The following is a 19998-nucleotide window of genomic DNA, read 5'->3' as shown; positions in this document are numbered from 1 at the left end:
CGCGCTGTGGCGTGCTGCGACGGTATGTGCAAGCCCGACGATGACTGGCTGTTTCATAATCGTCTTCCGACGTGCAAGATGGCGCGTATGAGGGGGATAATCATTCGCGCCGTTTCCGTGCTCGCCGCGGTCGTTCTCGCTGCGGCCGCAACGCCAGCGATCGCGCAGGATGAAGCGGGATTCCAAGCCTATCTGCCGACATTGCGCACTCAGGCGCTCGCCGCCGGCGTGAAAGTGTCAACGCTGGATGCCGTGATGCCTACGCTCACGTTCAATCAGCGTGTGGTCGATCTTGATCGCCAGCAACCTGGCGGGTCTCCCAACGCGCCGGTCTCGATGTTCGCGCCCTATCGTGCGCAGCACGTCGATACTGCACGTATAACGCGTGGGCGCGCCACGTATCTCGCCAACCGAAGCAGGCTCGCGTCGGTTGAGGCGCAGACCGGTGTGCCCGAATCGATCATGGTCGCGATATGGGGTCATGAAACGAATTACGGCAGCTACACGGGAAATTTCGATCTGCTGCGCAGCCTTGCGACCCTTGCCTATGAGGGGCGCCGTCGTAACCTCTTCGCGGGCGAGTTCATCGCTGCGTTGAAGATGCTCGATCGCGGCGTGCCACGTGAGCAACTCAAGGGGAGCTGGGCCGGCGCGACGGGCAATCCGCAGTTTCTGCCGTCGATTTACCTCCGGCTTGCGCGAGACGGCGATGGCGACGGCAGGATCGACATCTGGAACAGTTCTGCCGACACACTTGCCTCGATCGGCAATTATTTCGTCAACGCCGGCTGGCGCCCGGGGCAACCGTGGGGCATCGCCGTCAGCGTGCCCGCAACCTATGATCGCGCCGGACAGGTTAATCGTCTGATCTCCCCGAGATGCCCCCGCGTGTTCGAGCGGCACAGCGGCTGGCGCACCATGGCGGAATGGCGCGCGCTCGGCCTCGTGCCGCAGGATCGCCCCTGGCCGGGTGATGGCGTGCTCGCCACGCTCCTCGAGCCGGATGGGCCGGGCAAGACCGCCTATCTGCTTACCGGAAATTACCGCGTGATCCTCGATTACAATTGCTCGAACTTCTACGCGCTTTCGGTCGGGCTGCTTGCCGATGCGGTTGAGCGCTAATCTCTGGCTTCTGGCGCTGCCGATCGCGGCAGTATGCCAGGCGCGCGACGCGCCACCGTCACCGGCGTCGAGCGCGGTGCCGGCGCGCTACGACGAAGTTGGCTACGCGACCTGGTATGGCGAGGAACTGGCCGGCGCCAAAACCGCATCGGGCGCGCCATTTCGCCCGTCCGCCATCACCGCCGCGCACAGGACGCTGCCACTGGGATCCTATGTAGAGGTGACCGCGCTCGATACCGGGCGCACGATATTGGTGCTTATCAACGATCGCGGCCCTGGCCAGCGCGATCGCCTGATCGATCTGTCGCGCGGTGCGGCGGCGTTGCTCGGGAGCGGCCGGCGGGCGAAGGCGGCGGTTCGGGTCCGCAGCGTCGCGGCTGTCGAGCCGGATCGCCTGGCGCTGGCGCGCGGTGACGCGGCGGGGGCGAGGGAAGTGGCCTCGCCTGAGATGCTCGCCAGCCTGCGACGCCGCCTGCCCGCGCGAGATGGCGCGATGGCGATCGCGCTTCAAGCCACGCCTCAACCGTCAATCAAGCTTCAACCGCATGGCAATTATGTCGTGCAAGTCGCTTCGTTTGTTAGCGGATCGCGGGCAAGGTCGCTCGCGGAGCGGCTTCGTGGCAGTGCCGATCTGCATGACGGGCGGCATCGGGTCCGCCTTGGTCCGTTCGACACGGCGGAGGCAGCGCAGCGCGCGCGTGACGACGCCGCGCGACGCGGCTATGGCGATGCATCAATCATTGTTCAGCCCTGAGTATCGTTCATGCCCAAGCTTCCATACGTTCTTGCCGCTCCCGCTATCGCCCTGTCGATCGCCTATCCGTCGGCCGCGTCGGCGCCGCAGTTCGATACGCCCGCACCAGTGGCGTTCATGGAGGATCTGTCGTCCGGCGCGGTGCTCTATCAAAAGGATGCCGATCGTCGCATGCCGCCCGCCTCGATGGCGAAGATGATGACGGTTTACGTCGCGTTCGATCTTGTGAAGCGTGGCGAGCTTAAGCTCGATCAGGAATTCGAGGTTCGGCCCGAAACCTGGAAAAAATGGCACGGCCCCGCAGCGGGTTCCACGATGTTTCTGTCCACTGGTGAGAAGGTTTCGGTCGCAAATCTGCTCTACGGGATTGTCACGCTTTCAGGCAACGATGCCTGCGTCGTGCTGGCGGAGGGCATTTCCGGCACTGAGGGTGCATTCGTGCAGCGCATGAACGAGGCAGCCAAGCGGCTTGGCCTCGACAACAGCCATTTCGGCACGTCGAACGGGTGGCCGGACGGTGGCGTCACCTATGTTACCGCGCGCGATCTGGCGAAGCTTGCGGCGGCGACGATTACCGACCATCCCAAGCTCTACAAGCAATTCTATTCGCGGCCTGATTTCACCTGGGGCAAGACGCTGGGTTCCGGCGCGGCGATCACGCAGGCGAACCGTGATCCGCTGCTGGGGCGGGTGCAGGGCGCCGACGGGCTGAAGACGGGGCATACCGACGAGGCGGGCTATGGTTTCACTGGATCGGCGGAGCAGAACGGTCGCCGGCTGGTGATGGTTCTTGCCGGGCTGACGAGTTTCAATCAGCGCGTGAGCGAATCGGTGCGCTTCATGGATTGGGGCTTCCGCGCGTGGCAGGCGAAGGCGATCGTGAAGGAAGGCCGAAAGGTTGCCGACGCCGACGTTCAGATGGGAAGTTCTTCCCGGATCGGCCTGATCGCTCCGCGTGATCTGAAGGTCGCCCTGCCTGCCGGGGCGGTGCCGGTGCTCAGCGGCAAAATTGTCTATCAGGGGCCGATCAAGGCGCCGATCAAGGCTGGCGACCATATCGCGGATCTGGTCGTCACGTCGCCCGGCCTTCCCGATCAGACGTTGCCGCTGGTTGCGGACAAGGATGTCGGCGAGGCAGGCTTCTTCGGTCGCGCCTGGGCCGGGCTGACGGGCTTGTTCGGATGAAGGGGCGCTTCCTCTCGCTCGAAGGCGGGGAGGGAGCCGGCAAGTCGACTCAGGCGCGGGCGCTCGCGGCTGCGCTGGCGGCGCGCGGTATCCGTACGCTCGTGACGCGTGAGCCGGGCGGCAGCGACGGCGCCGAGGCGATCCGCGCGCTGCTGATGCAGGGTGACGTGAACCGCTGGAGCCCGCGAACCGAGGCGCTGCTATTCGCGGCGGCGCGGGCCGATCATGTCGAAAAAACGATCCGGCCGGCGATCGAAGCGGGGATCTGGGTGATTTCCGATCGCTATATCGATTCGAGCCGCGCCTATCAGGGTGTCGCCGGCGACATAGACGATGCGGCTGTTCTCGCGCTGCACCATTTCGGGGCGGGCGGGTTGCTGCCGGACAGAACATTCCTGCTTGAACTGCCCCCGGTCGAGGGCGCGCGCCGTGCTGTCGGGCGCGACGGCGCGGGCGCGGATCGGTTCGCGATGCGGGGCGAGGATTTCCACCTCGCGGTGGCGGCCGCCTTCGATCGGTTTGCCGAAAGCGAGCCGGAGCGTTTTTGCCGCGTCGATGCGACCCAGTTGCCAGAGCGGGTGACAGCGGCTTTGTTCGACGGGTTGGCTGACTTGCTGCCATGACGTCAATCCGCGGCAATGCCCAGGCCCGCGCCGCATTCGACGCGGCGATGGAGAGCGGTGCTCTGCACCACGCATGGCTCGTCACCGGGCCGCAGGGCGTGGGGAAGGGGGCGTTCGTGCGGGAAGCCGCCTTCCGCCTGCTGGCGCATTCGGCGGGCGACGACAGCGGTGAGCGAACGCGTGCGCTGCTCGAAGCCGGCTCTCACCCTGATTACCGCGAGTTGACGAGGCTGGCGAAGGAAGATCGAGGCGACAAGCGGCTCGCGCGGAGTATCACGATCGCACAGGTGCGATCGCTGCAGTCGTTGTTCGCGACCACGCCGTCGCTCGGGCCGCGCCGCGTGATCGTGATCGACGCGATCGACGATCTTGAGCGGGAAGGCGCAAATGCGCTGCTCAAGAGCCTGGAGGAGCCGCCGCCGAGCACGGTCTTCCTGCTGGTGAGCCACGCTCCGGGTCGCCTGTTGCCAACGATACGCTCGCGTTGCCGTACGCTGCGTTTCGGCGTGCTCGATGACGGCGATGTGCGCGAGGTGCTGCGAGAGCAAGCTCCCGATCTGCGCGGTGATGAACTGGACACACTGGTGCGTGCCGCAGCGGGATCACCCGGGCGGGCGCTGCGATATGCCGGGCTTGATCTCGGCGCGATCGATACGGCGCTCACGACGATCGCGCGCAGTGGCGACAGGAGCAACGCTGAACGGACGAGGCTGGCCAAGGCGCTTTCCACCAAGGCGGCCCAGCCGCGTTACGAAGCATTCCTCGATCGCGCGCCGGAATTCATCGCCGGGCAGGCGCCGCAGCGTGGTGGAGAAGAGCTGCGCACCGCGCTCGATGCTTATGAAGACGCATTGGGAATCGCCGGCGCCGCGCGGCGATTGTCGCTGGATGCGGGGGCGACAGTATTCGAATTGGCGGGGGTGGTCGCGCGCCTGTCACGGCTGTAGGGGATGGCCATGGGCGACCCGTTCTACATCACCACCGCGATCAGTTATCCCAATGGCAAGCCGCATATCGGCCATGCTTACGAAGCGATCGCCGCCGATGCGATAGCGCGTTTCAACCGGCAGGCCGGGCGCGATGTCCGCTTTCAGACCGGAACGGACGAACACGGCCTCAAGATGGTGCAGACCGCTCGCGAGCGCGGCGTCGACGTACGCGATCTCGCGGGAGAAATGTCGCTTTTGTTCAAGGCGATGTGTGACGATCTGAACATTTCGTATGATCGCTTCATCCGCACCACCGACAGCGATCATTACCGTGCCAGCCAGGCGATCTGGCGGGCGATGCGCGATGCTGGCGATCTGTATCTCGATCGCTACGAAGGCTGGTATTCCGTGCGTGACGAAGCCTTCTATGACGAGAAGGAACTGATCGACGGGGAGGGGGGGGAGAAACTCTCGCCGCAGGGCACGCCGGTGCAATGGACGGCCGAGGAGACCTGGTTCTTTCGTCTGTCGAAATATCAGCAGCCGCTGCTCGATCTTTATCGCGACAATCCCGATTTCGTCCGGCCCGAGGCGAGGCGCAACGAGATCATGCGCTTCGTGGAGGGTGGGCTCTCCGATCATTCAGTATCGCGCACCAGCTTCGACTGGGGCGTGCCGGTTCCAGACAGTCCCGGCCATGTGATGTACGTGTGGGTCGATGCGCTGACCAATTACCTGACCGGCGCCGGTTATCCCGATCACGAGATGAAACACTGGCCGGCCGATCTTCATCTGATCGGCAAGGATATCGTGCGTTTTCATGCGGTTTACTGGCCCGCCTTTCTCATGTCGGCGGGTATCGCGCTGCCGAAATCGGTGTTCGGGCACGGGTTCGTGCTGCATCGCGGCGAGAAGATGTCGAAGAGCGTCGGCAACGTGATCGATCCGCTCGATCTGACTGCGGCATTCGGCGTGGATGCATTGCGTTATTTCCTGCTTCGTGAAGTCAGTTTCGGGCAGGATGGCAGCTATTCGGCCGAGGCGATCGTTACGCGCGTCAACGCTGAGCTGGCGAATGCTTTCGGCAATCTGGCCCAGCGCACGCTTTCGTTCATCGCCAAGAATCTTGGTGGTGAGTTCCCCGGGCCGGGTCGGGCGGACGACGCGGATGGCAGGCTTATCGAGGAAGTGATCGTCGCCGCCGCCGGGTTCAAGACTGCGTTTGGTGATCTCATGCTGAGCCAGGGCGTCGAGGCTTGGCTGCGCGGGGTGTTCGCGTGCAACGCCTACATCGACGCGCAGGCACCATGGGCGCTGCGCAAGACCGATCCCGAGCGGATGCATGCGGTGCTGCGCACGTTGATCCGCGCGATCCACATTCTGGCGATCACGATCTTGCCGGTGGTTCCTGTCGCGGCGGGCAAGGTGCTGGATCAGCTTGGGGCCGACGCACGCGATCACGCGGCGATCGATGACGACGGCTGGTATGACGGGCATGCGGCTAGCGGCTTTCGCATCGCCACGCCCACGCCGGTGTTTCCGCGTCTGGAATTGCCGACGGAGCCCGCCTGATGCTGGCCGACAGCCATTGCCATCTGAATTACAAGGGCTTGGTCGAGGAGCAGCAAGCGGTGCTGGAGCGCGCGCGTGCGCGCGGCGTCACGGCCATGCTCAACATCGCGACCCGCGAGAGCGAATGGGACGAGATTATCGGCACCGCCGAGCGTGAGCCGGATGTGTGGGCGACCGTCGGCATCCATCCGCACGAGGCTGACAGGCATCCAAATGTCGATACCGCTAAGCTTGTGGCCCGCGCAGCCCATCCGCGTGTTGTGGGGATAGGGGAGAGCGGTCTCGATTATTATTACGATCATTCCGATCGCGCGCGGCAGCAGGACAGTTTCCGCGCGCACATCGCCGCAGCGCGGGAGGCGGGGGTGCCGATCGTCGTTCATACGCGCAGCGCGGAGGATGATACGGCAGCGATATTGCGCGACGAAATGGCGAAGGGCGCCTTCACTGGCGTTATTCATTGCTTCACCAGCAGCGGCGCGTTCGCGGATATCGCGCTAGACCTCGGGCTCTACATTTCGATTTCGGGTATCGTCACCTTCAAGAACGCACGAGATCTTCAGGAAACCGCCGCGCGCCTGCCGATCGAGCGCCTGCTGATCGAAACCGATGCTCCGTTCCTGGCACCCGTGCCGCATCGCGGGAAAGCGGGCGAGCCGGCCTTTGTTGCCGATACGGGTGCGTTTCTGGCCGCGCTGCGAGGCCAATCGGTGGACAGTTTGCAGGAAGCCACGGCCCGTAACTTTCACACGCTTTTCAGCAAAACCATCGCATGAGAGCGCGGATTCTCGGATCCGGCACATCATCCGGTGTTCCGAGGATCGGTAATGACTGGGGCACGTGCGACCCGGACGAGCCGCGCAACCGCCGCACGCGCGCGTCGATATTGATCGAACATGAGGGGACACGGATCCTCGTCGATACCAGCCCCGACATGCGCGCGCAGTTGCTCGCGGCGGATGTCGGCACGGTCGACGCGGTGATCTGGACGCATGAACATGCCGATCACGTTTTCGGCATCGACGACCTGCGACAGGTTTTTCACGCGTTGGGCCGCCCGGTTCCGGGATACGCCAGGGCAGCGACGCACGCCGGTCTGGCCAGGCGGTTCGACTATATCTTCGCGGGAAATCACGGATATCCGCCGGCCGTTGCGCTTTCCATGCTGCCGGACTCGCTGACGATTGGTTCAGTCCGGATCGATGTCGTCGATCAGCCGCATGCGTCGATCACCTCGGCGGGCCTGCGGTTAACCGCCGGCGGCAAACGTATAGGATACGCCACCGATCTCAGTAATTTAACCAGCGATCTTCGCACTTTGTACACGGGACTGGACGCGTGGATCGTGGACGCGCTGCGGCGGCGGCCGCATCCCTCGCACCCGCATCTCTCGCAGGTGATAGACTGGGTAGCGGAGCTGAAGCCGCGCCGCACCGCCTTGGTCCATATGGATCAGTCGATGGACTATCGCACGTTGCTCGAAGAGCTTCCTCCCGGGATTGAACCCGGATACGACGGCATGGAAATCGCCGTATGACCAATGGCGCGGAGGTCGCGCTTTACGCGCTCATGCTGCTCCTTCCGTTGTCCGCCTTGTTCAGCCGGCGTCTGGCGCTCGGCACCACGATGAAGATGGCGCTCGCATGGATCGCGATCTTTGCGGTCGGGCTCATGATCGCGTGTCAGCGCGAGCGGCTTGAGCCGATCTGGGATGGCGCGCGCGACGCCCTGGTTGGGCGTGACCAGCGCGTCACCGGAACCGCCGTGCGGATTGCGATGGCCCCGGATGGTCATTTTTGGGCAAGCGTTCGGATCGACGGCGTCGAACGGCGCATGCTGATCGACAGCGGCGCGACGATCACCGCCTTGTCAGTCGCGACCGCCAAGGCAGCGAATGTCGATACCACCGAGAGCCCGTTTGCGACGGCGATCGATACTGCAAACGGGTCTGTCCAGGCGGATCGTGGCCGGATCGCCAGGCTCGAGGTCGGCGCCATCACCGTACGGGATCTGGCGGTGGTGGTAGCGCCGGAATTCGGCCAAACTGACGTGCTTGGCATGAATTTCCTCTCCCAGCTCCGGTCGTGGCGGGTAGAGGGGAGAACGTTGATCCTCGATCCGAAAACACGCACGTGATTTACATAATGTATATTATCGGTCAATTATATGCCTGAACCGACGACGGCCCCTATCGATCGGTTGCGCGAGATCATGGTGCGTTTGCGTGATCCCGACGGCGGTTGCGCATGGGACGTTGCGCAGACATTCGAAACCATCGCGCCATACACGATCGAGGAAGCCTATGAGGTTGCCGACGCGATCGCGCGTGGCGACATGGCGGAACTGAAGGATGAGCTCGGCGATCTGCTGCTTCAGGTGGTGTTCCACGCGCGGATTGCCGAACAGAACGGCCTGTTCGACTTCGACGCGGTTGCGACAGCGATCGCCGACAAGATGGAACGACGCCACCCGCACATATTCGGCGATCACGCGGCTGGCGGTCATCACCTGTGGGAGCAGATCAAGGCGGAGGAGCGCGCCGCCAAAGCCGACGATAGCGCCCTCGCCGGGGTTGCGCTCGGCCTGCCGGCGCTGCTTCGCGCGGAAAAGCTGCAGAAACGCGCCGCACGCGTCGGCTTCGACTGGCCGGACCCGAGCGGCGCGCACGCCAAGATCAATGAGGAAATCGCGGAGGTTGAAGCCGCTACCGGCCCGGCCGTCGCGGAGGAAATCGGCGACCTGTTGTTCGCGGTGGTGAACTGGGCGCGCCATCTGGGGGTCGACCCGGAAACCGCGCTGCGTGCCGCCAATGCCAAGTTCGACCGGCGCTTTCGTGCGATGGAGCGCCGCGCGGACGGCGCATTCCCAGGCCTGTCGCTCGACGAGAAAGAGGGCCTGTGGCAGCGCGTCAAAGCTGCCGAGTGACCATTCAGGCTCCGCGGCGCGTCATGAACCGTTCATAGTCGCGGGGCGCCATTCGAACCTCGTAGATCGCTCGATCGCCGTCCATTTCCCGATCCAGCACGTCGCCATATTGATGCAGCCACGCAGCGCCCGCACCGTCCGCTGCCTCCAGCGTAATCGTGTAGCGTTGATGGCCGGCGGTGAGGTGACTGGCGACAGCGGCGATCAGATGATCCACCCCTCGCCCGGTCAGCGCCGAGATAGCCACAACATCCTCGCGACGCGCGGCTTCCGCCAGCAATTCGTCGCGGGCGTCGTCTTCAAGCCGGTCGACCTTGTTCCATGCCTCGATCCGCGTGGTCGACTCCGCCACGCCGATCTCGGTCAGGACAGCCTCCACGTCCGCACGCTGGGCCTCGCTATCCGGATGGGCAAGATCGCGAACATGAATCAGCAGGTCAGCCGAAACAACTTCCTCCAGCGTCGCCTTGAACGCTGCGACCAACTGCGTCGGCAGTTCCGAAACAAAGCCGACGGTGTCGGACAATATCGCCTTGTCGATGCCCGGCAGTGAAATCTGCCGCAATGTCGGATCGAGCGTCGCGAACAGCAGATCTTTCGCCATGACGTCACTTCCGGTCATGCGATTGAAAAGCGTCGACTTTCCGGCGTTTGTATAGCCGACGAGCGCGATCACCGGCCACGGCGCCCGCTGCCGCCGGTCGCGGTGCAGCCCGCGCGTGCGCGTCACCTGTTCCAGTTCGCGTCGCAGCCGCGCCATGCGATCGCGGATCAACCGGCGATCGGCCTCGATCTGCGTTTCGCCCGGGCCGCCGAGAAAACCGAAACCGCCGCGCTGGCGCTCAAGATGGGTCCAGCTTCGCACCAGCCGCCCGGCCTGATAATCGAGATGGGCCAGCTCCACCTGCAACCGCCCTTCCGCGGTGGCCGCACGTTCACCGAATATCTCCAGAATCAGCCCGGTCCGGTCAATCACCTTGGCTTCGAGCTGGGTTTCCAGGTTGCGCTGCTGGATCGGCGTGAGGCTGGCGTCGAACACCACGAGCCCCGCGTCTTCCATCCGGGCGACCGTCGCGACGGCTTCCACCTGCCCGGCGCCGATCAGCGTCGCGGCACGAGGGGTGCGGACGCGAACAGCCTCACGCGCGACCACGTCGATGCCGATCGCCGCCGCCAGTCCGGCGGTTTCCTCCAGACGAGCATCAGCATCGCGGGATGAGCCGCCCAGATCGGGATAGACGACTACAGCGCGCGCGCCGCGCGTGAACTCATCGCGATCGCGTTCGAATCCGGTACTCAATCGCCTTCCGAGTCCGACGTTTCTTCGGCCAGGTTCAGCGCGCGCGAAGGCTGGATCGTCGATACGGCGTGCTTGTAGACAAGCTGCGACGCGCCGTCGCGCTGCAACAACATGCAGAACAGGTCAAACGCGGCGATATTTCCCTGAAGCATCACGCCGTTCACCAGAAACATCGTGACGGGGTCTTGCGCCTTGCGGACTGCATTGAGAAACACCTCCTGCAACAAGGGCTGCTTCTTCCCGTTCTCGCCCATCTGCTCGACGATGGCCGCAACGTCCAGATGGCCACCGGGCATGATGGTGGAAATGGCGTGTTTGTAGATCAGCTGGGATTGCCCGTCGCGGCGCAGCAGCACCGAGAAATTGTCGAACCAGGTGACGATCCCCTGAAGCTTCACGCCTTTGACGAGGAACATCGTCACCGGGGTCTTTGATTTCCGAAGGGCGTTGAGGAAGAGATCCTGCAGGGATGTTTGCTTTTCGGCCATTGGCTCGATCCTTCGATTCTTGGCGGGGTTTTCCCCGCGATGCGCCGGTGCCCGGCGTCGGGTTGCCGCCATGCCGGCGACGGCGCCAATCTAGGCGCGCCGGATCGTCGCGGCAACCATCGCAATGGCGCCGGCGTCAGTCTTCCTTGGTTTCGGTTATGCCCAGCAGCTTCAGTTTCCGGTGAAGCGCCGATCGCTCCATGCCGATGAACGTGGCGGTGCGGGAGATATTTCCCGAAAAACGCCGTATCTGAACACGGAGATATTCCCGCTCGAACGTTTCCCGCGCCTCGCGCAACGGCGCCCCCATGATCGCGGCGGTCCCGGCGCTCCCCTCGCCCTCGCCCAGAACCTCGGCGGGCAGCAGGTCGAGATCGATGCGTCCGATCCGGTCGCCTGGCGCAAGGATGATCGTCCGCTCCACGACATTGCGTAATTGGCGGACGTTGCCCGGCCAGTCGTAACTTTGCAGCGCCACCATGGCATCGATCGCGACCTCGGGCGTCGGCACGCGGCGTTCCGAAGCGTAATGGGCCACGAAATGCTCGATCAGCGGCGGGATATCCTCGCGCCGCTCGGCCAGCGGCGGCAACGTCACCGGCACGACATTGAGCCGATAATAGAGATCCTCGCGAAACCGGCCTTCGGCGATCTCTGCGGTCAGATCGCGGGCGGTCGCGGAGACGACCCGCACATCCACCTTAACCAGCCGGGTACCGCCGACGCGCGTGAAGCTCTGATCGGTCAGCACGCGGAGGATGCGCGCCTGCGTCGCCACGGGCATGTCGGCGATCTCGTCGAGAAACAGGGTGCCGCCATGGGCCTGCTCCAGCAGGCCGGGACGAACCAGATCGCCCCCCTCCTCCACCCCGAAAAGCTCGTCGTCGACCCGTTCGGGGGTCATGCGCGCCGCACTGACGATCACGAACGGTGCGCTCGCGCGCTGGCTCCAGGCGTGCAGCAGGCGTGCCGCTATTTCCTTCCCCACGCCGGCCGGGCCGGTGATCAATATCCTGCTGCCCGTCCCCGCTACTCGTTTAAGTGTCGCGCGTACGGCGTTGATCGCGCTCGAATTTCCGGTGAGATCGGTATTGTGGCCGGCCGAGGCGCGCAACGACGCGACCTCGCGGCGCAACCTTTCCGTTTCCGTCGCGCGCTCGACCATCAGCAGCAGGCGCTCGGCCTGAAATGGCTTCTCGATGAAATCAACCGCGCCCGCGCGGATCGCCGCCACGGCGGTGTCGAGATTGCCATGGCCGGAAATCATCAGCACCGGGATCGATGGATCGCGTCTCTTGATTTCGTCGAGCAGCTGGAGCCCGTCAAGCCGCGACCCTTGCAGCCAGACGTCCAGCAGCACCAGGCTGGGCCGTCGCGTCGCGATCGCTTCCAGCGTGGCATCGCTATCGGCGGCGACGCGGGTTTCGTAGCCCTCGTCCTCCAGTACGCCCGCGACCAGTTCACGGATGTCAAGTTCGTCATCAACAACGAGAATGTCGAGCGCCATGTCAGATTGTCCGGTTACGAGTAAGCTCGACGATCCCGCCAAGGTCGCCGTTGGACGCCAGGTCATCTCCTGCTTCGAGACTGGCGAGCGTGGTGGTGTCGAACGTCATCGTCACCAATGTTCCCCCGCCGTCATGGTCGGAAAACGATATGGTTCCAAAGTGTTCTTCGACGATCTTCTTGACGATTGCGAGGCCGAGCCCGGTGCCGCCCGCGCGCGTCGTCATATAGGGTTCGACGATACGATCCCTTTCCACCGGAAGGCCGACGCCGGTATCCGCCACGGACACCGTGACCCGTCCCGGTGTCTCGCTCAACGTCATGCGAACCTCGCCGCCGCTTGCGCCCTTCGCTTCGATCGCTTCGACGGCGTTCTTGACGATGTTGGTCAGTGCCTGCCCGATCTGTCGCCGGTCGCAAATCAGCGACGGGCCAGGTTCCTCATGCACCAGCTCGAACCGGACTCCGGCATGCGCAACTTCGTGCAGAAACATGGTGTTGCGCGCGATATCGACCAGGGATTCCGCGCGAAACACGGGCTTCGGCATGCGGGCGAACGACGAGAATTCGTCAACCATTCGCCGCAGGTCGCCGACCTGGCGAACGATCGTATCGGTCAGCCGCCCGAAGGTCGTGTCGCCCTCCTCCACCTTGCTGCCGTAGCGGCGCTGCAAGCGCTCCGCCGCGAGCTGGATCGGGGTCAGCGGGTTCTTGATCTCGTGCGCGATGCGACGCGCCACGTCGGCCCAGGCGGCGCGGCGCTGATCGAGCAGTTGCTGGGTGATATCGTCGAAGGTCAGGATCGGCCCCGTGCCGTCGCGCGTGATCCGCACCGCCAGTGTCCGCGGCTCGCCGTTGACGGCAATCTGCACGATCGCCTCGCGCGCATTGCTCTCCAGCAGCCCGTCAAGCTCCGGCGCGACCGCTGCCAGCGATTTGCCGACGGGCGCTTCCGATACGCCGAGCAACATCTCCGCCGAGCTGTTGATCAGGCGTACCTTGCGATCGCTGCCAATGGAAATCACCCCGGCGGACACGCCGGACATCACCGCCTCGATCAGCATCCGGCGACTGTCGAGCTGAGCGTTGGCGGTCATCAACGCGGTATTCTGCGCTTCGAGCTGGGCCGTCATTCGGTTGAACGCGGTGGCGAGCGTGCCGACCTCGTCGCGCGCCGTTGTGTTCGGCACCCGCGCGGCAAGATCGCCGCCCTCGACCCTGCGCGCCGCGTTGACCAGTTCCGCCACCGGGCGCACCAGGCGATCCGCTACCGCCAGCGCGATCCACACCGCCACGCCGACGATGAGCAGCGACAGCACCAGCAGCGCCACGTTGAAGCGGATCTGCAGCGTCCGCGCCTTCACCAGCAGCGCGTGATAATTGGCGAGCGCATCCTCCGCGCGCCTGGTCTGCGTCGTCATCTGTTTCGGATCGGTGACGCGCGCTGCGTAAAGGAAGATATTGGATCCCGGAACGCGCGTCACCGTCTGGATGCGATCGCCGGTCACGGTAACCACGCTGCGCTGCCCGCGCCGCAGCTCGGTAACGGCCTCGGCCGAAACCTGTCGCGCCAGGTTCAGGTCATACGGGTTGACGAAGGCGAGCGTCTGCAATTCGCCCTTGGGCGTAACGGAAAACAGCAACGCTTCGGACAGGCTGCGATAGAATGTCTGCTGGAAAAGGAACGAGCCGAATCGCGGATCGTCGATCGGTCGCTGGCTCAGTTCGGCGGAGATATCCTGCGCCATCGTGACGGTGGCCTCTTCCCAGCGCTGGAGGAACTGGTTGTACGAGGCACGCGTCAGTGATGTCGCATTCTCAAATACGCCGCGCGCGCGATCCGAATACCAGAACTGGACGCCGTACTGGAACAGCAACGACGCCGCGATCGTCACCAGCAACATCGGCACGGCCGCCACGATCGAGAAGATCGCGACCAGCCGAACATGGAGACGCCCCTCCCCGCCGATCAGCGATCGCCGCGCCCGGCGGTTCGCGATCCGCCGGCCCAGCAGCATCAGCAATGCGATGCCGGGGACGAGGTTTGCGATCAGCAGGAAAGCCACCAGCGGCGGCGCGATCAGGCCCTGCGGCCGCCCCGCATGCTCGATGACGAAATAGCTGGCGACCAGCACGGCAACGAACGCCGCCAGCACCGCCATCTCGACGACTGGCGTAACAACGAGCCGCCATGTCGGCGTTAAATCGTGTTCGTTGGGCGCCAAGCTGGCAGTCATCGTCTCCGTGGTACAACAAAGGTGTTGCAGGGAGAACACATAATCGACCAGCCCGCTTGCATCAGCGATCAGGCGAGCGTGGCGCGGGATCGATCCCGAGCATGTCGAGACGTTTGCGTAACGTGTTGCGATTGAGCCCCATCGCCCGCGCGGCGCGCAGCTGATTGCCGCCGAACCGCGCGAGCATCGTCTCGATCAGTGGCCGCTCCACCTCCGCGATCACGCGATCGTACAGCGAGCCATCGGTCAGCACATGCGGCTCGGTGCGGGCGAGCTGATCGATATAGGCGCGCACGGAGGCCGCGATCGCGGGGTCGAGCGTCGGCGCGATTGCCGCCGGCGCCCCGAGCATCTCGTGGATTTCGCCCGCATTGATGCGATCATCGCGTGACAGCGCCGCCAGCCGACGCATCAGGTTTTCCAGCTCCCGCACATTGCCTGGCCAGTCATGTGCTTCCAGCGCGTCGATCGCATCGTCGTCGAGCAGTTTGCGCGGCAATCCGGCGGCCGCCGCCCGTTCCAGGAAATGCCGCGCGAGCACGCCGATATCCTGCCGCCGCTCCCGCAACGCCGGCAGGACGACCGGCACTACATTGAGGCGGTAGTAAAGATCCTCGCGGAACGCCCCGCGCGTCACCGCCTGCTGGAGATCGCGGTTCGTCGCCGCGACGATGCGCACATCGGCCCGGATCATGCGGGAGCCGCCCACGGTCGTGAACTCGCCCTGCTGCAACACGCGCAGCAGTCGGGTCTGCGCCTCGATCGGCATGTCGCCGATCTCGTCCAGGAACAGGGTGCCGCCGGCGGCCTGCTCGAACCGGCCGGCGTTGCGCTGGGCGGCCCCGGTGAAGGCGCCGCGCTCGTGCCCGAACAATTCCGCCTCGATGAGTTCGCGCGGGATCGCGGCCATGTTGATCGCTACGAACGGCCCGTGCTGCCGCGGCCCAAGATCGTGGATCGCGCGCGCCACCAGCTCCTTGCCGGTGCCGGATTCCCCCGAAACCAGCACCGTCAGATCATTCGACACGAGCCGGGCGATGACGCGATAGACCTCCTGCATCGCGGGCGAGCGCCCGATAAGCGGCAGCGCGTGATCCTCGTCGGCTTCCGGTCGCGGCGCGACGGGGCCGCGTCGCGCCAGTGCCCGTGCAACCGTGCGGCTGAGCGTATCGAGATCGAACGGCTTGGGCAGGTAATCATAGGCGCCGGCCTCGTTGGCGCGGACGGCGGTGGTCAGCGTGTTGCGCGCCGAAAGCACGATCACCGGCATGTCCGGCCGCTCCGCGACAAGCCGCGTGGCGTGTTCGATCCCGTCACCGTCGGGAAGGACGACATCGGTGACGAGCACGTCCGGCGTGCCGAGCTTCAGTTCGCGATCGAGGTCGGCAAGGCTGGCCGCCGTGCGGACGCGATAGCCGGCGCGCCGCAGCGCCTGGGACACGACGGTACGGACCGCGTTATCGTCATCGACCAGCAGCACTTCGCCCGCCGTCATGCCGTCGCCCTTGGCAGCAGGATCCGAAACACGGTCATGTGCGGTATTCCCTCTCGCGAATATTGGACGATCCCGCCCATGTCGCGCACCAGCTTGTCCACCAGCGCCAGGCCCAGCCCCTTCCCCTCCGGGCGGCTGGAGACGAAGGGATCGAACAGATGCTCCGCGATGTCGTCCGGGGCGCCCGGGCCGGAATCCATGACGCAGATCTCGATCGGCAGCGGAAGGCGCGGTCGGCCCGCGCCGGGGCTCACGGCCATGCCGTGTCTATAGGAAGTGGCCAGGACGATGCGTCGCTCGCCGCGCGGCCCGAGCACCTCGGCGGCGTTCTTGAGCAGGTTTACCAGCACCTGAAGCAGCGCGTCGCGATTGGCGAGCGCCGGCGGCAGCGAGGGGTCGAAGCGTTCCTCGATCGTCACGCCGCGCGCGAATCCGGCGAGCGCGACGCTGCGCGCATGGGCCAGGAGCGGATAGATGTTGAGCGGCTCGAGGATGAGCGGGCGCGTATCGGTGAAATCCTCCATGCGGTCGATCAGCATGGCGATGCGATCCACCTCGTCGATCATCAGGCGGGTCAGTTCGTCCGCTGCGGCGCCGTCCGCGATCAGTTGCGCCGCCCCGCGGATGCTCGAAAGCGGGTTCTTTATCTCATGCGCCAGCATCGCGGCGGCGCCTACGGCGGAGCGCGTCGCCGCCGCGCGGTCCGCCGAATGGCCCAGCCTGCGCGACGTGGCCGCGTTCTGGAGGGTGATGACCCGCCATCCGGGATGATCCGCCAGCTCGACCTGCGCGAGATCGACGCGGATGCGGCCGTTGCCGCGCGTATCGACCACCGCGTCGAACGCGGCGAAGCCCCTGCCGGCCTGCCCCTCCGCCTCGTCGGGCAGCGCGAGCGCCGCCTGCAGCGGGCGCCCGATCATCGATCGCTCGGATCGGTTGAGCAACAGCTCGCACTCGGCGTTCGCGCGGACGATCCGGTTGTCGGGATCGATCAGCAGGAGCGCGATCGGCAGCGCCGCGAGCACCTCCGCCAGATCGGGCGCGGGATGCGGGCTGTCCGGCATGGGCATCAGGCCGCCGCGCGGCTCCGCCACGGCGCATAGAATTCGGCGAGCATCGCCTGGACGCGCCTGGCGTCCGGCTCCTGATTCACCTTGTTGCGGAAATCCGCCGAGCCAGGCAGCCCCCGGGTATACCAGCCGATATGCTTGCGCGCCATGTTGACGCCGGTCATCGTCCCGTAATGGGTGAGCATCGCCTCGTAATGCTCTGTGATGGCGAGATATTGTTCTTCTATCGACGGATCGTCCACGCGGCGCCCGGTCGCGAACCACTCCATCACGTGCGCAAGCAGCCAGGGCCGCCCATAGGCGCCGCGGCCAATCATCACGCCATCCGCGCCCGACAGCGCCAGCGCCTGCTCCGCATCGTCGATCCCACAGATGTCGCCGTTGACGATCACCGGCACCGATACCGCGTCCTTCACCTGCCGCACGAACCGCCAGTCCGCCGAGCCCTTGTACATTTGGTTGCGGGTGCGGCCATGAACCGTGATCATCCGGCAGCCCAGATCCTCGGCGATGCGCGCGAGTTCCGGTGCATTGAGGCTGTCGTGGCACCAGCCCATCCGCATCTTGAGCGTGACCGGCGCCTTCACCGCCTTCACCACCGCCGCGACGATAGCGCCCGCCAGCTTGAGATCCCGCATCAGCGCCGATCCGGCATCGCCGTTCGTCACCTTGCGCACCGGGCACCCCATGTTGATGTCGATGATCGCGGCGCCCTTGTCCTCCGCGAGCTTCGCGGCCTCGCCCATCTCATACGGCGTGCAGCCGACGAGCTGCATCGACACCGGCTCTTCCGAAAGGTGCCACGCCGCCTTCTGGAGCGATTGTCGCGTCTCGCGGAGCGCCGCCTGGCTGGCGATCATCTCGGTCACATTCAGCCCCGATCCGTACCGTCGCACGAGCGTGCGAAACGGCTGGTCGGTCACGCCGGTCATCGGCGCGAGCACCACGGGGCTGTCGATCCGCACCGGGCCGATCTGGATGGGCTTTAATGTCTGCATCGGAGTTTGCCTGAAAAACAGGCAAGTAGGTCAAGCGCCGGGCGCTGGCAAGCTATTGCGCGCCACCACCCCGTCAACCGCCGTTCAACCGCACGATGGTCAGCAGCGCCCAATAGAGGCCGCCGGAAAGCGCCATCGCCACCGGCAGGGTCAGCAGCCATGCCGCCGCCAGGTGGATGATCGTCCTCTTCTGCAGGCCGAAGCCGCTGGCGACCGACGCGCCCGCCACGCCGGACGAAAGGATGTGCGTGGTCGATACCGGCAGCCCGAAGCGATCGGCGGCCAGGATCGTGCCCGCTGCCACCAGTTCGGCCGTCGCGCCCATGCCATAGGTCATGTGCTGCTTGCCGATCTTCTCGCCGACCGTGACGACGATGCGCTTCCAGCCGATCATCGTGCCCAGCCCCAGCGCCACCGCCACCGCGATCTTCACCCACAGCGGGATATACCGCGTCCCCGCTTCCAGCCGCGTCTGATAATCTTTCAGCGTGCCGATCTGTGCCGGCGTGAAAATGGTGTTCTCTTTCTTCGTTATCAGCCGCGTCGCATCGAGAACCAGATACATGTCGTTGCGGATGTTCGACGCGGCCCGCGCGGGAATGCGGGATAGCGCGCCGTAGCTGGTCACCTGCTCGCCAAGCTCCCGCGAAACCTCGACCACGGCGCCGTACGCCCGCGGGTCATTCGGATCGCGGCGTTCCAGCGCCTTCATCAGAATGGGTCGTGCATCCTTCGCATCGACCGGCACCGCACCATGCGCCTGGAGCGCGGCGGACGCTGCCTGCGCGCTGCTGACGAAGGCGCGCGTTTCACTGGCCGGCAGCGTGCGATTCAAGGCGTAGGCGGTCGGGGCGCAGCCGATCAGGATAAGCATGATGAGCCCCATGCCCTTCTGCCCGTCGTTCGAGCCGTGGCTGAACGAAACGGCGGTGCAGGTGAAGATCAGCAACGCGCGGATGCCGCGCGGCGGCGGCGCATCGCCCTTGGGCGCCTCCTTGAAGAGCTTGGGCTTACGCAGCGTCGCGCGCAGCACCAGCAGCAACAGCACGGAGGCGCCGAAACCGATCAGCGGCGCCATCCACAGGCCGCTCAACACCTTGGTCGCCTGGCTCCAGTCCACCCCAGACGTCCCGGCGCGGCCCGCGCTCAGAAGCTGGTTGGCGAGCCCAACCCCCAGCACTGACCCGATCAATGTGTGGCTCGAACTGTTCGGCAATCCGACATACCAGGTGGCGAGATTCCACACGACCGCCGCCAGCAGCAGCGCGAAGATCATCGCGAATCCCGCGCCGGAGCCCACGTGGAGGATGAGATCGACCGGCAACAGCGTGACGATCGAATAGGCGACCGCGCCGGATGACAGCATGACGCCGAGGAAATTGAAGAAGCCGGACCAGACGACGGCGAGGTTGGCCGGCATGGAATTGGTGTAGATCACCGTCGCGACCGCGTTCGCGGTGTCGTGGAAGCCGTTGACGAATTCGAAGCCCAGCGCGATCACCAGCGCCAGCCCGAGGAACAGGAATACCCCGAGCGCCATCTCCTCGCCCACCTGGCGCGTGTCCAGCAGCACGCTGACGCCCGCATAAAGAAGCCCCAGCACCACCAGCGCCAGGAAGATCACCCGCGCGATCGGATGCGGCGCGCGATCGAATCTGCGTGACGAGGCGGTGGTGGACGGCTCGGCCGCCTCGACAACATTGCTTGCCATGATGGCACCATGCTCTCTCGCGCTTTGATGACGCTTTGATGACAATCAACCGCGCAAAATCGCTGCATGTCGATCGTTGGCGC

18 protein-coding genes are annotated in these 19998 nt (G+C 65.1%); 10 read left to right on the top strand and 8 right to left on the bottom strand.

Annotation, left to right across the window (positions count from 1 at the left end; genetic code table 11):
- Positions 1 to 87: 87 nt before the first annotated feature.
- The 10 genes from FFS35_RS05455 to mazG are packed head-to-tail and all read left to right on the top strand — an operon-like array spanning position 88 to position 9110.
- Complete coding sequence (locus FFS35_RS05455; RefSeq protein ID WP_137786116.1) at positions 88 to 1122, top strand: lytic murein transglycosylase; 1035 nt, start codon at positions 88 to 90, stop codon at positions 1120 to 1122.
- Positions 1106 to 1876, top strand: a complete 771-nt coding sequence (locus FFS35_RS05450; RefSeq protein WP_137786115.1) for a septal ring lytic transglycosylase RlpA family protein — start codon at positions 1106 to 1108, stop codon at positions 1874 to 1876. The genes FFS35_RS05455 and FFS35_RS05450 overlap by 17 nt, the downstream gene beginning before the upstream one ends.
- Before the next feature lie 9 nt (positions 1877 to 1885).
- The gene (locus FFS35_RS05445) at positions 1886 to 3061 is read left to right on the top strand and encodes a D-alanyl-D-alanine carboxypeptidase family protein (RefSeq protein ID WP_137786114.1); all 1176 of its coding nucleotides are present in this window, start codon (positions 1886 to 1888) and stop codon (positions 3059 to 3061) included.
- Entirely contained in the window at positions 3058 to 3684 is a 627-nt protein-coding gene (gene tmk, locus FFS35_RS05440) for a dTMP kinase (RefSeq protein ID WP_137786113.1), read from the top strand. The genes FFS35_RS05445 and tmk overlap by 4 nt, the downstream gene beginning before the upstream one ends.
- Complete coding sequence (locus FFS35_RS05435) at positions 3681 to 4631, top strand: AAA family ATPase (protein WP_137786112.1); 951 nt, start codon at positions 3681 to 3683, stop codon at positions 4629 to 4631. The genes tmk and FFS35_RS05435 overlap by 4 nt, the downstream gene beginning before the upstream one ends.
- A 9-nt stretch (positions 4632 to 4640) precedes the next feature.
- The gene (metG, locus tag FFS35_RS05430; RefSeq protein ID WP_137786111.1) at positions 4641 to 6185 is read left to right on the top strand and encodes a methionine--tRNA ligase; all 1545 of its coding nucleotides are present in this window, start codon (positions 4641 to 4643) and stop codon (positions 6183 to 6185) included.
- A complete protein-coding gene (locus tag FFS35_RS05425; protein WP_137786110.1) occupies positions 6185 to 6961 on the top strand; it encodes a TatD family hydrolase in 777 nt (258 codons plus the stop codon). Before metG ends, FFS35_RS05425 begins: the two co-directional genes overlap by 1 nt.
- Positions 6958 to 7722 carry an MBL fold metallo-hydrolase gene (locus FFS35_RS05420; RefSeq protein ID WP_137786109.1) on the top strand — a complete coding sequence of 255 codons (765 nt, stop codon included), beginning with the start codon at positions 6958 to 6960 and terminating at the stop codon, positions 7720 to 7722. Before FFS35_RS05425 ends, FFS35_RS05420 begins: the two co-directional genes overlap by 4 nt.
- On the top strand, positions 7719 to 8321 hold the full coding sequence (locus FFS35_RS05415) for a TIGR02281 family clan AA aspartic protease (RefSeq protein ID WP_137786108.1): 603 nt from the start codon (positions 7719 to 7721) through the stop codon (positions 8319 to 8321). The genes FFS35_RS05420 and FFS35_RS05415 overlap by 4 nt, the downstream gene beginning before the upstream one ends.
- A 30-nt stretch (positions 8322 to 8351) precedes the next feature.
- Positions 8352 to 9110 (top strand): nucleoside triphosphate pyrophosphohydrolase, encoded by a 759-nt coding sequence (mazG, locus tag FFS35_RS05410; protein ID WP_137786107.1) that lies wholly within the window; start codon positions 8352 to 8354, stop codon positions 9108 to 9110.
- 4 nt (positions 9111 to 9114) lie between these two features.
- Here the strand turns inward: mazG and hflX are convergent, their stop codons facing one another.
- From hflX to FFS35_RS05370, 8 genes are all read right to left on the bottom strand, one after another.
- Positions 9115 to 10410: a GTPase HflX gene (gene hflX, locus FFS35_RS05405; protein WP_137786106.1), complete on the bottom strand. Its 1296-nt coding sequence runs from the start codon at positions 10408 to 10410 to the stop codon at positions 9115 to 9117.
- Positions 10407 to 10970 carry an RNA chaperone Hfq gene (hfq, locus tag FFS35_RS05400; RefSeq protein WP_137786105.1) on the bottom strand — a complete coding sequence of 188 codons (564 nt, stop codon included), beginning with the start codon at positions 10968 to 10970 and terminating at the stop codon, positions 10407 to 10409. The genes hflX and hfq overlap by 4 nt, the downstream gene beginning before the upstream one ends.
- Positions 10971 to 11034: 64 nt before the next feature.
- A complete protein-coding gene (locus FFS35_RS05395; protein WP_137786104.1) occupies positions 11035 to 12405 on the bottom strand; it encodes a sigma-54 dependent transcriptional regulator in 1371 nt (456 codons plus the stop codon).
- Position 12406: 1 nt separating this feature from the next.
- Complete coding sequence (locus FFS35_RS05390) at positions 12407 to 14641, bottom strand: ATP-binding protein (RefSeq protein WP_137786103.1); 2235 nt, start codon at positions 14639 to 14641, stop codon at positions 12407 to 12409.
- Between the two features lie 61 nt (positions 14642 to 14702).
- Entirely contained in the window at positions 14703 to 16136 is a 1434-nt protein-coding gene (gene ntrC, locus FFS35_RS05385) for a nitrogen regulation protein NR(I) (RefSeq protein ID WP_137786102.1), read from the bottom strand.
- Positions 16133 to 17206 carry an ATP-binding protein gene (locus FFS35_RS05380; RefSeq protein ID WP_137786101.1) on the bottom strand — a complete coding sequence of 358 codons (1074 nt, stop codon included), beginning with the start codon at positions 17204 to 17206 and terminating at the stop codon, positions 16133 to 16135. The genes ntrC and FFS35_RS05380 overlap by 4 nt, the downstream gene beginning before the upstream one ends.
- On the bottom strand, positions 17206 to 18204 hold the full coding sequence (gene dusB / locus FFS35_RS05375; protein WP_137786100.1) for a tRNA dihydrouridine synthase DusB: 999 nt from the start codon (positions 18202 to 18204) through the stop codon (positions 17206 to 17208). Before dusB ends, FFS35_RS05380 begins: the two co-directional genes overlap by 1 nt.
- A 73-nt stretch (positions 18205 to 18277) precedes the next feature.
- Positions 18278 to 19915: an inorganic phosphate transporter gene (locus FFS35_RS05370; RefSeq protein ID WP_137786099.1), complete on the bottom strand. Its 1638-nt coding sequence runs from the start codon at positions 19913 to 19915 to the stop codon at positions 18278 to 18280.
- Positions 19916 to 19998 lie beyond the last annotated feature (83 nt).

The sequence above is a fragment of the Sphingomonas sp. 3P27F8 genome (genome assembly GCF_005502745.1).
GTDB lineage: Bacteria > Pseudomonadota > Alphaproteobacteria > Sphingomonadales > Sphingomonadaceae > Sphingomonas.
Note: the sequence above shows the minus strand (reverse complement) of the source record. Positions and strands in the feature narration are given on the sequence as shown.

Coding starts and splice junctions, on each gene's coding strand:
- metG (WP_137786111.1), top strand. CDS start 4,641: ATGGGCGACCCGTTCTACATCACCACCGCGATCAGTTATCCCAATGGC.
- FFS35_RS05425 (WP_137786110.1), top strand. CDS start 6,185: ATGCTGGCCGACAGCCATTGCCATCTGAATTACAAGGGCTTGGTCGAG.
- FFS35_RS05380 (WP_137786101.1), bottom strand. CDS start 17,206: ATGCCCATGCCGGACAGCCCGCATCCCGCGCCCGATCTGGCGGAGGTG.
- FFS35_RS05450 (WP_137786115.1), top strand. CDS start 1,106: ATGCGGTTGAGCGCTAATCTCTGGCTTCTGGCGCTGCCGATCGCGGCA.
- hfq (WP_137786105.1), bottom strand. CDS start 10,970: ATGGCGGCAACCCGACGCCGGGCACCGGCGCATCGCGGGGAAAACCCC.
- FFS35_RS05415 (WP_137786108.1), top strand. CDS start 7,719: ATGACCAATGGCGCGGAGGTCGCGCTTTACGCGCTCATGCTGCTCCTT.
- ntrC (WP_137786102.1), bottom strand. CDS start 16,136: ATGACGGCGGGCGAAGTGCTGCTGGTCGATGACGATAACGCGGTCCGT.
- FFS35_RS05390 (WP_137786103.1), bottom strand. CDS start 14,641: ATGACTGCCAGCTTGGCGCCCAACGAACACGATTTAACGCCGACATGG.
- FFS35_RS05435 (WP_137786112.1), top strand. CDS start 3,681: ATGACGTCAATCCGCGGCAATGCCCAGGCCCGCGCCGCATTCGACGCG.
- dusB (WP_137786100.1), bottom strand. CDS start 18,204: ATGCAGACATTAAAGCCCATCCAGATCGGCCCGGTGCGGATCGACAGC.
- mazG (WP_137786107.1), top strand. CDS start 8,352: ATGCCTGAACCGACGACGGCCCCTATCGATCGGTTGCGCGAGATCATG.
- tmk (WP_137786113.1), top strand. CDS start 3,058: ATGAAGGGGCGCTTCCTCTCGCTCGAAGGCGGGGAGGGAGCCGGCAAG.
- FFS35_RS05445 (WP_137786114.1), top strand. CDS start 1,886: ATGCCCAAGCTTCCATACGTTCTTGCCGCTCCCGCTATCGCCCTGTCG.
- FFS35_RS05420 (WP_137786109.1), top strand. CDS start 6,958: ATGAGAGCGCGGATTCTCGGATCCGGCACATCATCCGGTGTTCCGAGG.
- FFS35_RS05455 (WP_137786116.1), top strand. CDS start 88: ATGAGGGGGATAATCATTCGCGCCGTTTCCGTGCTCGCCGCGGTCGTT.
- FFS35_RS05370 (WP_137786099.1), bottom strand. CDS start 19,915: ATGGCAAGCAATGTTGTCGAGGCGGCCGAGCCGTCCACCACCGCCTCG.
- FFS35_RS05395 (WP_137786104.1), bottom strand. CDS start 12,405: ATGGCGCTCGACATTCTCGTTGTTGATGACGAACTTGACATCCGTGAA.